This window comes from Streptomyces sp. BR123 (genome assembly GCF_013401435.1).
In the GTDB taxonomy this organism is placed as follows: domain Bacteria; phylum Actinomycetota; class Actinomycetes; order Streptomycetales; family Streptomycetaceae; genus Streptomyces.
This window is the reverse complement of the sequence record NZ_JACBGN010000030.1, coordinates 1-15995: the sequence shown is the minus strand read 5'-3', so window position 1 is coordinate 15995 and position 15995 is coordinate 1. Positions and strand designations below refer to the sequence as shown.

The window sequence follows — 15995 nt, the reverse complement described above, 5'->3', positions numbered from 1 at the left end:
CGTTCGCCCACGCGAGGGGAACCCTAATGGGTGTACGGGCCAACCGGGCGGCGTACGGCGGGATTCGGCCGTGACCCGCCCGGCGGGCGTCAGCCCTGCCGGCTGCTCTCGTCGCGCAGCCAGGTGGAGAAGTCCCCGGCCCGGATGGCTTTGCGGGACCCCCGGCGGGCGGCGAGGGCCGCCACGGCGAAGACCGCGATCGCGGGGACGAGGCGAGGCCGGGCAACCGCCAGGGCCCGCAGGTCGCCGTGCCCCGTGCGGGCGGACGGCGCCGGCGACCCCGCGCCCCCGCCGTAGCCGGACCCCGACTGCGCCTGGTACCGCTCCAGTTCGGCCGACGAGGTCGACGCCCGCACCTTCCGCCGGATCAGGTCGGCCCAGGTCCGCGGCGGCCGCACCACGACCCGCACGTCCTCGACCACCCGCCGCTCCCCGGGCCCGAAGGCCAGCGAGGCGGCCAGGTCGTCGGCCATCAGCGGCGGCAGGGCGGCGAGCCGGGCGTGCCCCTGCTCCGACACCGCGATCACCCCGCGCCCGAACAGCCCCTCGCGGACGGCCGGAAGCCGCTGCCAGACCCGGTAGTACGCGCGGACCGGCCAGGCGCACCCGGACAGCGGGATGTCCCGGCCGGGGGCCGCGGCCAGCAGCTCCGGGCCGGCGACGGCATCGGCGAGGGCCCGTGCGCCGGCCGCGCCGAGGACGACGTCGGCGTCCACGTACAGCCGGGGGAAGCCCCGCGCGTGCTCGTCGCCGACCCGGAGCGCCGTGTGTTTGGAGGGAGTCGGGATCTCCACCACGCGGACGCGGCCGCCCCGCGCGCGTGCCACCGCGGCGGTGTCGTCCGTACAGCCGTTGCACACCACGACGATGTCGGGCTGCGGGCGGCCCGTTTCCGCGCCTTCGGCCAGGAGCGCGTCGAGCAGGCGGCCGATGACCCGGCCCTCGTTGTGGGCCGGTATCACGATGCTGGTCACCCGGGAAGTATGCACGCGCCGAACCGCGCTGCCGGCTGTTTCCCCCAACTCGCCCCGGCCACAGGGCCGGTGGTCTAGATTGAACGGAGCCGACCGGATTCGGCGTGCTTCGGCAGCGCTGACGTCCCGCCGGAGCAGGGCAGTTGGGGAAGAGGCGGGTGCGGCGGCCGGGGGGAAACTGGCTGCCCGTCCGCGGGCCGGAACGGCGCGTGGGGTGCCGGGGCCGGCCGGGGGCGGAAGTACGTGGAACACGTAGGGCATCGGTCGTGGGGGGCCATCACCGTGGGGCGGGTCACGCTCGGGTCGCGCAGGCGCCCGGCCCGCCGCCGACGGCACCCCCTTCCTTCGCACGCGTCCCCGCCATGGGTTGTCGTCACGCCCGCGGGCGTGCGCGGAACGGAGAAGGGGAACACTGTGAAAGACACCGCGAAGGACGCGGGGCAGGACACCGCAGCGGCGGGCGCGAGGCCGGTGAAGCCGTTGGGTGTCGCCGTCGTCGGCGCGGGCTATTGGGGCCCCAACCTCGTCCGCAACTTCCAGTCCAGCCCGGAGTTCCGGCTCCGCTGGCTGTGCGATCTGAACGTCGACCGGGCCCGCCAGGTCCTCGGCGGGTACTCCACGGTCCAGGCCACCTCGGACCTCCGGGCGGTCCTCGCCGACCCGGCCGTCGACGCGGTCGCCGTGGCCACCCCGGCCGGCACCCACCTCGACGTCGCCCTGGCCGCGCTGCGCGCCGGGAAGCACGTCCTCGTGGAGAAGCCCCTCGCCGCCACCTACGAGGACGGCCTGCGGCTGGTGACCGAGGCCGAGAAGCGCGACCTCACCCTCATGTGCGACCACACCTACTGCTACACCCCGGCGGCGGTCCGCATCCGCGAGATGGTCCGCTCCGGCGAACTCGGCGAGATCCAGTTCTTCGACTCGGTCAGGATCAACCTGGGACTGGTCCAGAAGGACGTGGACGTCCTGTGGGACCTCGCCCCGCACGACTTGTCCGTCCTCGACTTCATCCTCCCCGACACGGTCCGGCCCGTCGCCGTCGCCGCCCACGGCGCCGACCCGATCGGCGCCGGCCAGTCCTGCGTGTCCTACCTGACCCTCCAGCTCAACACCGGCGCCATAGCCCACGTCCACGTCAACTGGCTGTCCCCGGTGAAGGTCCGCACCACCATGGTCGGAGGCTCCAAGCGCACCCTGGTCTGGGACGACCTCAACCCCGCCCAGCGCATCGCCGTCTACGACCGCGGAGTGGAGCTGACCGCCCCGCAGGAGATCGGCGAGGCAGAGCGCCGCGACATGCTCGTCTCCTACCGCAGCGGCGACATGGTCGCGCCCGCGATCGGCGAGAAGGAGGCCCTGCGCAGCATGGTCGACGAATTCGCCTCCGCCGTCCGGACGGGCCGCCGGCCGCTCACCGACGGCCGGTCCGGCCTCCAGCTGCTCGACATCCTGGAGGCAGCCTCCCGGAGCCTGGAATTCCGCGGCGCGGTCGTCGGACTGCGCACCGGACACTGACCACTCGACCGCACGTCACGCCACGGCCCGCCGCGACGCACACCGCGGCGGGCCCGGCACGCAGCAACACGACAGACTCAGTGGGGGCAAGGCGTTGAGCACGGTTCGAGACAAGAAGATCCTGGTGACGGGCGGAGCGGGCACGATCGGCTCGCACGTCGTCGACCTGCTGGTGGAGGGCGGGGCCCGCGAGGTCGTCGTCCTCGACAACTTCGTACGGGGACGCCGGGCCAACCTGGCCCGCTCCCTGCCCAGCGGCGTGGTGGACGTCGTCGAAGGGGACATCCGCGACACGGCCGCCGTGCGCAAGGCGACCGAGGGCGCCGACCTGGTGTTCCACCTGGCCGCCATCCGCATCACCCAGTGCGCGGAAGAGCCGCGGCTGGCCAACGAGGTCATGGTCGACGGCACGTTCAACGTGCTGGAGGCCGCGGTCGCCGCCGGAGCGGGCAAGGTGATCGCCTCCTCCTCGGCCTCGGTGTACGGGCTGGCCGAGGCCTTCCCCACCACCGAACGCCACCACCCGTACAACAACGACACCTTCTACGGGGCTGCGAAGGCCTTCAACGAGGGCATGCTGCGCAGCTTCCACGCCATGTACGGCCTGGACTACGTGGCACTGCGCTACTTCAACGTGTACGGGCCCCGGATGGACATCCACGGCCTGTACACGGAGGTCCTCATCCGGTGGATGGAGCGGATCGCCGCGGGCGAACCGCCGCTGATCCTCGGTGACGGCACCCAGACCATGGACTTCGTCCACGTCCGGGACATCGCGCGGGCCAACCTGCTGGCCGCCGAATCGGACCTGACCGACGAGGTGTTCAACGTGGCGAGCGGCACCGAGACCAGCCTGCGCGAGCTGGCCCTCGGCCTGCTGGAGGCCATGGAAGCCGACGGGCTCGCGCCCGAGCACGGGCCGGCCCGCGCCGTCAACGGCGTCACCCGCCGGCTCGCCGACACCGCGCAGGCCGCCGAACGCCTCGGCTTCACCGCCCGCATCGACCTGCGCACCGGACTGCGGGACCTCGTCGACTGGTGGCGGGCCGAACGCGCCGCCGGCACCGCCGCAGGAGCGGCCGGGGAGGCGGCCCGATGAGCGCCCCGGACACCCCCGCCCGCATCCCCGTCATGATCCCCTGGCTCGGCGAGGAGGAGGCACGGGCCGCCGCCGACGCGGTGCTCTCCGGCTGGGTCGCCCAGGGCCCCCGCGTCGCCGAGTTCGAGAGGGCGTTCGCCGAGCGCGTCGGCGCCGAACACGGCATCGCCGTCAGCTCGTGCACCACCGCCCTCCACCTCGCCCTGATCGCGCTCGACCTCGGCCCCGGCGACGAGGTCGTCGTCCCCTCCCTGTCCTTCATCGCCACCGCCAACGCCGTCCGCCACACCGGAGCACACCCGGTGTTCGCCGACGTCGACGAGGCCACCGGGAACCTCACCCCGGCCACCGTCGACGCCGTCCGCACCTCGCGGACCCGGGCCGTCCTCGCCGTCCACCAGGGCGGCGTACCCGCCGACGTGCACTCCCTGCGCGCCGCCTGCGCCGACTGGGGGGTCGCCCTCCTGGAGGACGCCGCCTGCGGCATCGGCGCGACCGTCGGCGGCAAGTCCGTCGGCCAGGGCGCCCTCATCGCCGCCTGGTCCTTCCACCCCCGCAAGGTGATCACCACCGGCGAGGGCGGCATGGTCACCACGGACGACGCCGAGTGGGCCGCGCGGCTGCGGCGGCTGCGCGAGCACGGCATGAACGTGTCCGCCGCCCAGCGGCACGCCAGCAGCAAGCCGATCGCCGAGAGCTACCTGGAGGTCGGCTACAACTACCGGATGACCGACATCCAGGCCGCGGTCGGCCTGGTGCAACTGGGCCGGCTCGACGCGATCGTGGCCCGCCGGCGGGCCCTCGCAGCCCGGTACGCGGACCTCCTGGCCGACATCCCCGGCCTGACCCCGGTCCGCGACCCCGCGTACGGCGAGGGCAACTTCCAGTCGTACTGGGTCCTGCTCGGCGAGGACTTCCCCGTCGGCCGGGACCACCTGCTCGCCGTGCTCGCCGAGTCCGGGATCTCGGCCCGGCGCGGGATCATGGCCGCACACCTGGAGCCCGCGTACGCCGGACACGGGGCGGCCCCGCTTCCGGTGACCGAGCGGATCACCCGGGACTCGCTGATCCTGCCGCTGTTCCACACGATGACGGGGCGGCAGCAGGACCGGGTCGTGGCCGTGCTGCGCGGGCAGGCCGGCGGATGAGCGGGCCGGCCACCGAGGACCTGCTGATCGTCGGCGCGGGCGGCTTCGCCCGCGAGACCGCCCAGGCCGTACGGGACGCGGCCGCCGCCGACCTGGCGTGCGGCCGCGCCCCCCGCTGGCGGCTGGCCGGGCACCTCGACGACGACCCGGCCCTGCGCGGACGGGACGTCGACGGCGTGCCCGTCCTGGGCGACTGCGACCTGGTGCACCGGCTGCCCACCACCGCCCGGGTCGTGGTCTGCGCGGGCAGCCCCCGCGACTACGGGGTCCGGGCCCGCCTGGTGCGCCGCCTGGCCCTGCCCGAGAGCCGCTACGCGACCGTGGTCCACCCCACGGCCGCGGTCTCGGCGTCCTCGGTGCTGGGTCCCGGCACGGTGCTGCTCGCGCACTGCGCGCTGACCGCCGCCGTACGCGTGGGCGCGCACGTGGCCGTCATGCCGCATGCGGTCCTCACCCACGACGACACGGTCGGGGACTTCGCCACCCTCGCCTCCGGGGTCCGCCTCGGCGGCGGCGTGTGGCTGGGACGGGGGGCCTACGTCGGCGCGGGCGCCCTGGTCCGGGAATACACCACGGTCGGCGCCTGGTCGCTGACCGGCATGGGGAGCACGGTCCTCGCCGATGTGCCGCCCGGCGAGGTCTGGGCCGGCAGCCCGGCCCGCCGGCTGCGCGAGGCGGGCGCCCCGGCCCTCGACGAACTGCGGGCCGACGAGGCACGGGCCGACGAGGCCCGGGCCGAGAGCAAGGAGACCGGCCACCGGCCGGAGACACGGATGGGGAGCACCGCCGGATGAACCAGATACCGCTCGTCGACCTCAAGGCCGCGCACGCCGAGATCGCGGAGGAGTTACGCGCCGGCTTCGACCGCGTGCTCGCCGGCACCGCCTTCATCGGCGGCGAGGAGGTCCGCGCCTTCGAGCGCGAGTACGCCGACTTCGCCGGGGTCGCCCACTGCGTCGGCGTCGCCAACGGCACCGACGCCCTCGAACTGGCCCTGCGTGCCGTCGGCGTGGGCGTCGGCGACGAGGTGGTGCTGCCCGCCAACACGTTCATCGCCACCGCCGGCGCCGTCCACCGGATCGGTGCCCGCCCCGTCCTCGTGGACTGCCTCCCCGACACCCTTCTGATCGACCCGCAGGCCGCACTCGACGCGGTCGGCCCGAAGACCCGCGCCGTGGTCCCCGTCCACCTGTACGGTCAGTGCGCCCCCGCCGCGGAAGTCGCCGCACGGCTCCCCGGGCGGGCCCGCATCGTCGAGGACGCCGCGCAGAGCCAGGGCGCCACCCGCGACGGCCGCCCGGCCGGGAGCGGAACGATCGCCGCGACCAGCTTCTACCCGGGCAAGAACCTCGGCGCGTACGGCGACGCCGGAGCGGTCGTCACCGACGACGAGGAAGCGGCCGCCCTGGTCCGGGCCCTGGCCAACCACGGCGGCACCACCAAGTACCGGCACGACGTCGCCGGGTTCAACAGCCGCCTCGACGGCCTCCAGGCCGTGGTGCTGCGGGCCAAGCTCGCCCGGCTCGCCGACGGGAACGCCGCCCGCCGCGCCGCCGCCGCCCGCTACGGCGACCTGCTGGGCGGCCTGGCCGCCGCCGGCCGCGTGACCCTCCCCGCCACCGACGAGGGCAACGTCCACGTCTGGCACCTGTACGTCGTCCGCATCAGCGGAGCCGACCGGGACGAGGTCGTCGGCAAGCTCAACGCGGAGGGCATCGGCGCCGGCGTGCACTATCCGGCCCCCGTCCACCTCACCCCGGCCTTCGCCCACCTCGGCCACGGCCGCGGGGACTTCCCGCATGCCGAACGGGCCGCGGACCTGATGCTCTCGCTCCCGCTCTACCCGCAGATCACCGCCGCCCAGCAGCAGCGGGTCGTGGACGCCTTCACGAACGCCCTGCGCTGACGCAAAAAAAGAGGTACAGATGAACAGACGGACACGGTGGGCCAGGTACGGCCTCTTCACCGTGGTCGCGGCCCTGATGGCCACGGTATTGCCTCCGTCCGCGTCGGCGGGGGCGGTGGACCCCTGCGGTCCCGGCACGAACGCGATCGTGTGCGAGAACTCCAAGCCGGGCACACCGATGTCCGACTGGTTCGCGCCCAGCGCCTACGGCGACATCAAGGGCTTCAGCGCCCAGATGAGCGTCCAGGCGGGCGAAACCGTGCAGTTCAAGGTCCAGTCGCCGACCCCGTACCGGATCTCGGTCTACCGGCTGGGCCACTACGGCGGCAACGGGGCCCGGCTGATGTCGACCGCGGCCCAGGCGGCCCAGACCCACCCGGCGAACTTCGCCGCGGGCGGCCAGCCGCAGAGCTGCACCACCAAGGCCTCCACCGGCCTGGTCGACTGCGGCAACTGGCCGACCACGGCCACGTGGACGGTGCCCGCCGACGCGGTCTCCGGCGTGTACATCGCCAACTTCGACCAGGCGGACGGCAACGGCGTCATGCCCTACCCGTTCGTCGTCCGCAACGACGCCGGCCACTCCGACATCATCGTCCAGACCAGCGACCAGACCTGGCAGGCGTACAACAACTACGGCGGCCAGGACCTGTACGACGGCGCGGGCCCCGCGCCCGACGGCCGCGCCTACGAGGTCAGCTACAACCGGCCCATGGACATCGGCGGGGAGAACGGGATCTACGGATCCGAGTTCCAGATGATCTCGTGGCTGGAGCGCAACGGCTACGACGTCAGCTACATGTCCGGCATCGACATGTCGAGGCGCGGCGCGACCCTGCTCCGCAACCACAAGGTCTTCATGTCCTCGGGACACGACGAGTACTGGACCCAGGACCAGTTCACCAACGCCCTGGGCGCCCGCAAGGCGGGCCAGCACCAGACGTACTTCAGCGGCAACGAGATCTTCTGGAAGACCCGGCTCGCCCCGAGCATCGACGGCACCGGCACCGCCGACCGGACCCTGGTCTGCTACAAGGAGACCAAGCTCTCCTTCCCCCAGCCGAACGGCATCCCCGACCCGAGCGGGATCTGGACGGGCACCTTCATGGACCCGGCCAGCGCCACCAACGGGCGGCCCTACCAGCCGCAGAACCAGCTGACCGGCTCGCTGTTCAGCGTCAACGGCTACCGCAGCGACGCGATCACCGTGCCGGGCCGCTTCGCCAAGATGCGCCTGTGGCGGGGCACCACCGTCGCGAACCTGACCCCCTCCCAGACCGCCACGTTCCCGGCCGGAACCCTCGGCTACGAGTGGGACAGCGACGTGGAGGACGCGGCCCGCCCGCCCGGACAGATCCAGCTGTCCTCCACCACCGTCGACATCGAGGACGGCAAGCTCCGCCTCGACTACGGCAACACCTACGGCAACGGCACCGCCACCCACAGCCTCCTCGCCTTCCGCGACCCGGACTCCCGCGCGCTCGTCTTCGGCGCGGGCACCGTCCAGTGGTCCTGGGGCCTGACCAACATGCCGACCTCCAACCCGGACGCCGTCGTGGTCACCGAGGACAAGCGGATGCAGCAGGCGACGGTGAACGTGTTCGCCGACATGGGCGTCCAGCCCAAGAGCCTCCAGGCCGACCTGGTCGCGGCCACCGCGTCCACCGACACCACTGGCCCGACCGTCACGGTCACCAACCCCGCGGCAGGCGCCACCGTGCCCGCACTGCGCCCCGTGACCATCACCGGCACCGCCGCCGACAGCGGCGGCGTGGTGGCCCGCGTGGAGGTCTCCACCGACGGCGGGACCACCTGGAAGGCGACCAGCGGCATCGGGTCCTGGAGCTACACCTGGACCCCGACCGCCCCAGGACCGGCGCAGATCAAGGTCCGCGCCGTGGACGACAGCGTCAACATCGGCGCCACCACCACCGTGCCGCTGACCGTCGGTCCCCAGCAGTGCCCCTGCACCGTCTGGCCGGCCGCGGCCGTGCCCGGCACCGTCAACGCCGGGGACGGCAGCGCCGTCGAACTCGGCGTGAAGATCCGCTCCTCCGCGCCCGGCTCCATCACCGGCATCCGCTTCTACAAGTCCCCGGCCAACACCGGCACCCACACCGGCAGCCTGTGGTCCGCCTCCGGGCAGCGCCTGGCCACCGGCACCTTCACCAACGAGACGGCCTCCGGCTGGCAGCAGCTCAACTTCGCCACCCCGGTACCGATCAAACCCGACACCACCTACATCGCCTCCTACTTCGCCCCGAAGGGCGGCTACGCCTTCGACAACACCTTCGCCGGCGCCGAAGCCGGCCTGGCCCCGCTGACCGCACTGCGCAGCGGCACCGACGGCGGCAACGGCGTCTACCGCTACAGCGCGACCGGCGGCTTCCCGTCCACCGCGGCCAACGGCAGCAACTACTGGGTCGACGCCGTCCTGGACACCTCCACGGCCAGCACCACCCCGCCCACGGTCAGCGGCACCTCCCCGCAGTCCGCGGCCACCGGCACCGCGATCACCTCCGGCGTCACCGCCACCTTCAGCACCGCCGTGGACCCCGAGGAACTCCAGTTCACCGTCAAGGACGCGAACGGGACGGCCGTACCGGGCAACAAGGTCTTCGGCGCCTCCAACAGCGTCACCTTCACCCCGGCCGGCGAACTGGCCCTCAACACCACCTACACGGCCTCCGTGAAGGCCTCCGACCTGTGGGGCAACACCATGCCCCAACCGGTCACCTGGACCTTCACCACCAGCCCCACCCCGCCCCAGGTCAACTGCCCCTGCACCCTGTGGAACAGCGCCGCCACCCCGAGCACCGCCAACGTGGCCGGCGACGCCAACTCCGTGGAGCTGGGCACCCGGTTCCAGTCCGCCGTCGACGGCTACGTCACCGGCGTCACCTTCTACAAGGGGCCGAAGAACACCGGCACCCACACCGGCAGCCTGTGGTCCGCCTCCGGCCGGCTGCTCGCGACCGGCACCTTCGGCAGCGAGACCCTGTCCGGCTGGCAGCAGCTGAGCTTCGCCACCCCCGTCCCCATCACGGCCGGCACCACGTACGTGGCCTCCTACCACGCACCGAACGGCAACTACTCGGTCGACGGCGGCTACTTCACCGCAGCACACCGCTCCTACCCGCTGGTCGCCCCGGCCGACGGGACCGGCGGCGCCAACGGCCTCTACAAGTACGGTGCCTCCGCCGTCTTCCCGGCGAACACCTTCGGCTCGGTGAACTACTGGGTCGGCCCGGTCTTCACCACGACCCCGCCGCCCGCCGCGCAGGCCGGGCTTTCCTCGGAGGTGAGCACCCGGTGAGCACGGTCAGCGTCGTGATCCCCTGCTACAACTACGGCCACTTCCTGGCCGACTGCGTCCGCAGCGTCCTGGACGAGCAGCAGGGGGTCGACGTCCGCGTACTGATCATCGACGACGCCTCGCCCGACGGCTCCGGGGAGGTCGCCCGGGCCCTGGCAGCCGGCGACCCGCGCATCGAGGTCCGCGTGCACGAGCAGAACCGCGGCCACATCGCCACCTACAACGAGGGCCTGCTGGAGTGGGCCGACGGGGACTACGTCGCCCTGCTCTCGGCGGACGACCGGCTCGTCCCCGGAGCCCTCGTACGGGCGGCGGCCCTGCTCGACGCCCACCCCGGGGCCGGGTTCGCGTACGGGCGGCCGCTGCGCTTCCGGCACGGCGACCCCCTCCCGCAGGCCCGCACCCGGTCCACCGGGTCGGTGGTCTACCCCGGCCACTGGTGGCTGGAGCGCCGCTTCCGGGAGGGCACCGGCTGCATCACCTCGCCCGAGGTGGTCGTCCGCACCGCGCTCCAGCGCAAGGTCGGCGGCTACGACCCGAAGCTGCCGCACGCCGGCGACATCGAGATGTGGATGCGGCTCGCGGCGCACGCCGACGTGGGCTATGTCCGCGGCGCCGACCAGGCCTTCTACCGGGTCCACGGCAACAACATGTCCACCACCGACTTCGGCGGCCAGCTCGACGACCTCCGCCAGCGCCTGGTCGCCTTCGACTCGGTGCTCGACAAGTGCGGGGACCTGCTGCCGGACAGGGTCCGGCTGTCCCGGGCCGCCCGGACCCGCCTCGCCCGGTACGCGCTGCGGCGCGCCTACCGGGCGTACGACCGGGGCCGGACCGGTGTGGTCCCGGTGGACGAGCTGGAGGCCTTCGCCGCCGAATGCGTGCCCCGGTACACGGCACTGGCCGAGTACCGGGCGCTGGCCCGGCGGCGGCGGATCGGGGCGCGCACCATGCCCTACCTCCAGCCGCTGGTCCTGTCGGCGGTCGCCGACCGGGGGCGCGAGTGGCTGTGGTGGCAGTCGTGGAAGCGGCGAGGCATCTGATGGACCACCGGCACGACCCGCGCCACCCGCACCACCCGAACGATCCGCACCCTCCGTACGACCGGGACCGCCGCCTTCCGCGGCGGTCCCGCCCGCGGTACCCCGAGGGCTCAGCCGGCCGCCACGGTGCTCGGCACCCGCTCCCCGCCCGGCCGCCGGCCGCCGGTTCCGGCCCCGGCGGGCGTCTGCGCGGGGGTCCCTCCACCGCTCCCGGTTCCGGCGTCGGCGCCCTCGCGCCGGCGCCGGTTCCGGCGTACCAGCAGCCGATCGGTCCACAGGGCCGCCGGCACCCCGGCGACCGCCGCCAGCAGGGCGAGGCCGGCCAACGCCCGGCTCTTGGTGCCCTGCTGCGCGACCGCGGCCGGCGGCACCAGCTGGTCCACGCTCATCCGCGACGCGGCGGGTACGCCCTCCGCCTCCTGCAGCGCCGTCACGCGCCGCGCGTACGCCTCGATCACCGCGCGGACCGCGGCGTTCGCGGCCTCCGGGTCGGTGTGCTCGGCCTGCACCTGGAGCGAGGGGATCAGATAGCGCGGGGTGACACTGGTGCCGCTGTTCCGCGGCAGGAGCCGGTAGTCGGCCGTCACCCCCTTCGACCGCAGCTCGGCCCGGCCCTCGGGCGACTCCAGCTGCTGCACCACGGCGTACGAGACGGCGGCCAGCGGCGGTTGCAGGTTGGCCAGCTGGTTCGGGTGCCTCCCGGTGACCGGCGGTTTGAGCACCACGATCGCCGCACTCACGTGGACCGGGGTGGGGCGGAGCACCGGCACCGCTCCGGCCGCGGCGAGCACCGCCGCCACCACCAGGACGTACCAGCGCCGACGCAGCGCACGGACCAACTCACCAGGCGACACGGGGATTCCTTCCGTCCTGCACGATCCTTCCAGGACATCCGGCGGCCCGCCATCGAATCCGGCAGCTCGCGGGGGCGCGCATGAGCATCCGCGAGCTGGGCGCCGTCCTGCGCCGCCGCTGGTACGTGATGGTCTCGCTGACCCTGCTCGGCCTGCTCGCCGGACTGCACCTGTACCGCTCGGTCCCGGTGGAGTACCGGTCGGAGAGCTCGGTGGCCCTGCTGGACTCCACCGCGGTCGCCGAACTCGCCCCGACCTTCGGCAACCCGATCTCGAACGCGGGCGGTTCGCTCGTGGTGACCGCGGACGTGCTGATCCGCACCCTGTCGGGGGCGGACGCCGCCCGCGCCCTCCACGGCCTCGGCGTCACCGACCCGTACGCGGTCGGCTTCGCCGCCAACGCCTCCGGGCCGATGCTCACGCTGTCGGTCACCGGCACCGACCGGGCGAAGGTGCTCCGGGAGACCAACATCCTGACCTCCTTCGCCGGGGAGCAACTGGCCGCCCTCCAGGCGGCGGCCGGCGTGCAGCCCGCCTACTTCGTGCAGACCGCCCCGGTGGTGCTGCCGCAGACGCCGGTGCCGCTGCTCAAGAGCCGCTACCAGCAGGTGCTCGGCGTGGTGATCCTCGGCACCACGGCCGGGTTCACGCTGTCCTTCGTCACGGACGGCGCGCTCGCCGCCCGGCGCCGCAGGCGCACCGCCGCCCAGGCCGCCCGGGCGGCCGCCGAGACGGCGGGCAGCCCCGGGCCCCGAAGGTCCCGGCGGGCCGCCCTGCGCGACGCCGCCCGCGACCGGCTCCCCGGAGGCCGCCGGGGCCGCAGCGCGGACGCCGCCGCCCTGCTCACCGGCTACCTGGTGCTGGCCTTCTTCATCCCGTCGAACCTGACCCTGCCCGGCCTCGGCGGGGTCGGAACCCCGGCCAACGCCTACGCCCTGCTCTGCCTGCTCTGGTACCTGGCGACCTGGCTGACCGGCCGGATCCGGCCGGTTCCCGGGACCCGGCTGCCCCGTACCGTGATGCTCGTCCTCGCGCTCGCCGTGCTGGGCTCGTACCTCGCCAACGCGACCCGGGGCAGCTCGCACAAGGAGGTCCTCGGCGCCGACCGGGGCCTGATCGGGCTCCTGGTGTGGGTGTCCCTGGTGGTGCTGGTGACCGCCGGCATCCACGACCGGTCCCGGCTGGACGTGTTGATGCGCCGGATGGTGGTGATGGGGGCGGTGGTGGCCGCGATCGGCTTCTACGACTTCTTCACCGCGACGAACATCGCCGACAAGATCAGCATCCCGGGCCTGCAGTCCAGCGTCCCGCAGATCGCCACCCTGGACCGCGGCTCGTTCACCCGGCCCCGCTCCACCACCGCCCAGCCGCTGGAATTCGGCGGGATGCTCGCCATCCTGCTGCCCTTCGCCGTCCAGCAGGCCTTCGACCCGGTCCGCCGGAACCTGGCCCGCTGGCGGCGCTGGGCGCCCGTGGTGCTGATGGGCGGCGCACTTCCGCTCACCGTGTCCCGGACCTCCATCATCGGCGCCCTGCTGGTGGTCCTGGTCATGCTGCCCCGCTGGAAGCCCGAGCGGCGCTGGGCGGCGATCGGGCTGCTGTGCGGGGCGGTCGCCGCGTTCAAGGTGATCATCCCCGGCCTGATCGGCACCATCACCGCCCTGTTCGCCTCGTTCCTCTCCAACGGCGACAGCAGCACCCAGGCCCGCACCGTCAAGTACGGCGCCATCGTCCCCTACCTGGAACAGCGCCCGCTGTTCGGCCGGGGCTTCGGCACGTTCACCCCGAACCTGTACTTCTTCACCGACAACCAGTACATGCTCACCCTCGCGGAAATGGGCCTGGTGGGCCTCGCCGTCCTGCTGGTGCTGTTCGTCACCGGCATCCACCAGGGCGGCGCCATCCGCCGCCTGGCCCGTACCGAATCCGACCGGGAGCTCGGGCAGGCGTTCTTCGCCTCGGCCGTGGTCTCCCTGGTCATCAGCGCCACCTTCGACAGCCTCAGCTTCCCGATGTTCGCAGGGATGTTCTTCCTGACGATCGCCGCCGGAGGCAGTTACCTCGGCTTCATCCGGCGCGCGGCGCCGAAGCCCCGAACCGCGGAGTCCCCATGCCCTCCCGTCACCCCGACCCGGGTACCGGTCCCGTAGCCGTCCTCGTCGTCACCTGGAACAGCGCCCGGGTGCTGCCGGCGTTCCTCGCCTCCCTCCCCGAGGGCACGGCCGGGCTCGACTGGCGCCTCGTCGTCGCCGACAACGACTCCGCCGACGGCACCGCGGAGCTGGTCCGCTCCCTCGCCCCCGACGCCACCGTCGTGCAGACCGGCCGCAACGCCGGCTACGCCGCCGGGGTGAACGCCGCCCTGGCGGCCGCCGCCGGATGGGAGGGCGGTTTCCGCGCCGCCCTCGTGTGCAACCCGGACGTCCGGATGCGGACCGGCTGTGCCGCCCGCCTCGTCGACGCCCTCGACGCGCCCCTGTCCGGGGGCCGGCGGGTCGGGATCAGCGTCCCCCTGCTGTACGAGGAGGACGGCACCCTCCACCACTCGCTGCGCCGGGAGTCGCGCGTCACCCGCGCCCTGGGCGAGGCCGTGATCGGCAACCGCCGGGCCGGCCGGTACGCGCTGCTCAGCGAACTGGTCACCGACCCGGCCGCGTACCGGCGGGCCACCGTGGCCGACTGGGCGACCGGCGCTCTCATGGCCCTCTCCCGCCCCTGCCTGGACGCCTGCGGGCCCTGGGACGAGTCGTTCTTCCTGTACTCGGAGGAGACCGAGTACTGCCTGCGGGCCCGCGACCACGGCTTCGCCACCCGCCTGGAGCCCGCCGCCTCGGCCGTCCACCTCGGCGGGGAATCGCAGGTCTCGCCGCGCCTGTGGACGCTGCTGACCCTCAACCGCGTACGCCTCTACGGGCGCCGCCACGGCCCGGCCGCGACCGCCGCGTTCCGCACGGCCGTCCTCCTGCGGGAAGCCTCGCGCGCGGCCCTCGGCCGCCCCGCGAGCCTCGCCGCGGCCCGCGCCCTGGCCACCCCGTCCGTCCTGCGGTCCGTGCCCGGACCGTGATCGAGCGCAGCGATCCGGTCCCTCGCGCGCAGCGCGCCGATCCGGAGCGGACGGCGGACCCAACGGGTGATCCGCCCGGCGTCGCCACGGCGGTGGCCGGGCCCGCGTGACCGCGGCGTCCGCGACGCGCTGCCGGTGAGGGGCGCGGCGCCACGAGGCCGGCACCCTGCGGTCCGAAAGAGGGCCGGGACGGCCCTGGCCGACGCCTCACCGGAGGAGCCGACCGGGTCACCCGGGGGGTGCCTGACCGTCCCAGGCGGTGTAGAAGCTTCCCGGGTTGACCAGGTAGCGGACGGTGGGGCGGGGCAGGTGCCGGACCTCGTGGCGGCGCCCGTAGCGGCGTACGAGCTCCCAGTCCTCCCGCGGCAGCACCTGTGGGGTGCGCCGCAGGCGGCTGAAGTGCAGGGACCGGGTGCGGCGGGCCACGAACGCGTTGGTGTCGAGGAACGCCTCGCGGGCGGCCCGGCGCCGGTCGAACGGCACCGACAGCACGTCCCGTTCGGAGCCGTCGGGGAGCACCCGGCGCAGGGCGGTGTACACGGCGTCCGGCCCGCCGGGCGGCTCCAGCACCGCCAGCGCCTGCTCGAGGTGGTCGGGCTCCCACAGGTTGTCGTCGTCGAGGAAGGCCACGTACCGCGAGCGGGTCAGCCGGATCCCCACGTTGCGCACCACTCCTGCCGTGCCCGTGTTGCGGGCCAGGGACACGGCGAACAGCCTCGGGTCCGCCGGGAGTCCGGGCAGGCCCGCGCCGTCGTCGACGACGATCACCACCTGGTCGGCCACCGTCTGCCCGAGGGCCGAGCGGACCGCGGCGCGCAGCGCCTCCGGACGCCGGTGCGTGGCGATCACGGTGGCGACCAGGGCGCTCGGCGGCCGGCCCAGCAGGGCGGCGAGCCGGCGGGTCTCGGCGTCCTCGAAGCGGCGCAGCCGCACGGCGGACGGGGCCAGCAGGACCTTGTTCCTGGCCTCGAAGAGCACCAGCCAGCCGAAGGCCCGTTTCAGCAGCTCCCAGGGGGCCCGGGCGATGCGCCGCATCGTGTCCTCTCGTCGTCAGGGGGAAGGGGAGGGGGAGACGG

The 15995-nt window shown here is 73.9% G+C and carries 12 protein-coding genes; 9 read left to right on the top strand and 3 right to left on the bottom strand.

Features of this window, described 5'->3' with window-relative positions:
• Positions 1–89: 89 nt before the first annotated feature.
• Positions 90–974 (bottom strand): glycosyltransferase, encoded by an 885-nt coding sequence (locus HYE82_RS07640; RefSeq protein ID WP_179173177.1) that lies wholly within the window; start codon positions 972–974, stop codon positions 90–92.
• A 414-nt stretch (positions 975–1388) separates the two neighbouring features.
• Here HYE82_RS07640 and HYE82_RS07635 point away from each other — a divergent pair, with 414 nt between their 5' ends.
• The 7 genes from HYE82_RS07635 to HYE82_RS07605 all read left to right on the top strand — a co-directional run bounded on the left by HYE82_RS07635 (position 1389) and on the right by HYE82_RS07605 (position 11001).
• Positions 1389–2489, top strand: coding sequence for a Gfo/Idh/MocA family oxidoreductase (locus HYE82_RS07635; protein WP_309144231.1), 1101 nt, complete (start codon positions 1389–1391; stop codon positions 2487–2489).
• A gap of 94 nt (positions 2490–2583) precedes the next feature.
• Entirely contained in the window at positions 2584–3588 is a 1005-nt protein-coding gene (locus HYE82_RS07630) for an NAD-dependent epimerase/dehydratase family protein (protein WP_179173176.1), read from the top strand.
• Positions 3585–4736 carry a DegT/DnrJ/EryC1/StrS aminotransferase family protein gene (locus HYE82_RS07625; protein ID WP_218782360.1) on the top strand — a complete coding sequence of 384 codons (1152 nt, stop codon included), beginning with the start codon at positions 3585–3587 and terminating at the stop codon, positions 4734–4736. The genes HYE82_RS07630 and HYE82_RS07625 overlap by 4 nt, the downstream gene beginning before the upstream one ends.
• Positions 4733–5530 (top strand): acetyltransferase, encoded by a 798-nt coding sequence (locus tag HYE82_RS07620; protein WP_179173175.1) that lies wholly within the window; start codon positions 4733–4735, stop codon positions 5528–5530. Before HYE82_RS07625 ends, HYE82_RS07620 begins: the two co-directional genes overlap by 4 nt.
• The gene (locus HYE82_RS07615; RefSeq protein WP_179173174.1) at positions 5527–6642 is read left to right on the top strand and encodes a DegT/DnrJ/EryC1/StrS aminotransferase family protein; all 1116 of its coding nucleotides are present in this window, start codon (positions 5527–5529) and stop codon (positions 6640–6642) included. Before HYE82_RS07620 ends, HYE82_RS07615 begins: the two co-directional genes overlap by 4 nt.
• A gap of 19 nt (positions 6643–6661) precedes the next feature.
• Positions 6662–9958: a DUF4082 domain-containing protein gene (locus HYE82_RS07610; protein ID WP_179173173.1), complete on the top strand. Its 3297-nt coding sequence runs from the start codon at positions 6662–6664 to the stop codon at positions 9956–9958.
• On the top strand, positions 9955–11001 hold the full coding sequence (locus tag HYE82_RS07605; protein WP_179173172.1) for a glycosyltransferase: 1047 nt from the start codon (positions 9955–9957) through the stop codon (positions 10999–11001). Before HYE82_RS07610 ends, HYE82_RS07605 begins: the two co-directional genes overlap by 4 nt.
• Before the next feature lie 110 nt (positions 11002–11111).
• Here HYE82_RS07605 and HYE82_RS07600 read toward each other — a convergent pair whose 3' ends face one another.
• Positions 11112–11855, bottom strand: coding sequence for a hypothetical protein (locus tag HYE82_RS07600; RefSeq protein WP_179173171.1), 744 nt, complete (start codon positions 11853–11855; stop codon positions 11112–11114).
• Between the two features lie 80 nt (positions 11856–11935).
• Here HYE82_RS07600 and HYE82_RS07595 point away from each other — a divergent pair, with 80 nt between their 5' ends.
• On the top strand, positions 11936–14005 hold the full coding sequence (locus HYE82_RS07595) for an O-antigen ligase (RefSeq protein ID WP_179173170.1): 2070 nt from the start codon (positions 11936–11938) through the stop codon (positions 14003–14005).
• On the top strand, positions 13966–14919 hold the full coding sequence (locus HYE82_RS07590) for a glycosyltransferase (RefSeq protein WP_179173169.1): 954 nt from the start codon (positions 13966–13968) through the stop codon (positions 14917–14919). The genes HYE82_RS07595 and HYE82_RS07590 overlap by 40 nt, the downstream gene beginning before the upstream one ends.
• Before the next feature lie 228 nt (positions 14920–15147).
• Here HYE82_RS07590 and HYE82_RS07585 read toward each other — a convergent pair whose 3' ends face one another.
• On the bottom strand, positions 15148–15954 hold the full coding sequence (locus HYE82_RS07585) for a glycosyltransferase family 2 protein (protein WP_179173168.1): 807 nt from the start codon (positions 15952–15954) through the stop codon (positions 15148–15150).
• Positions 15955–15995: the final 41 nt, after the last annotated feature.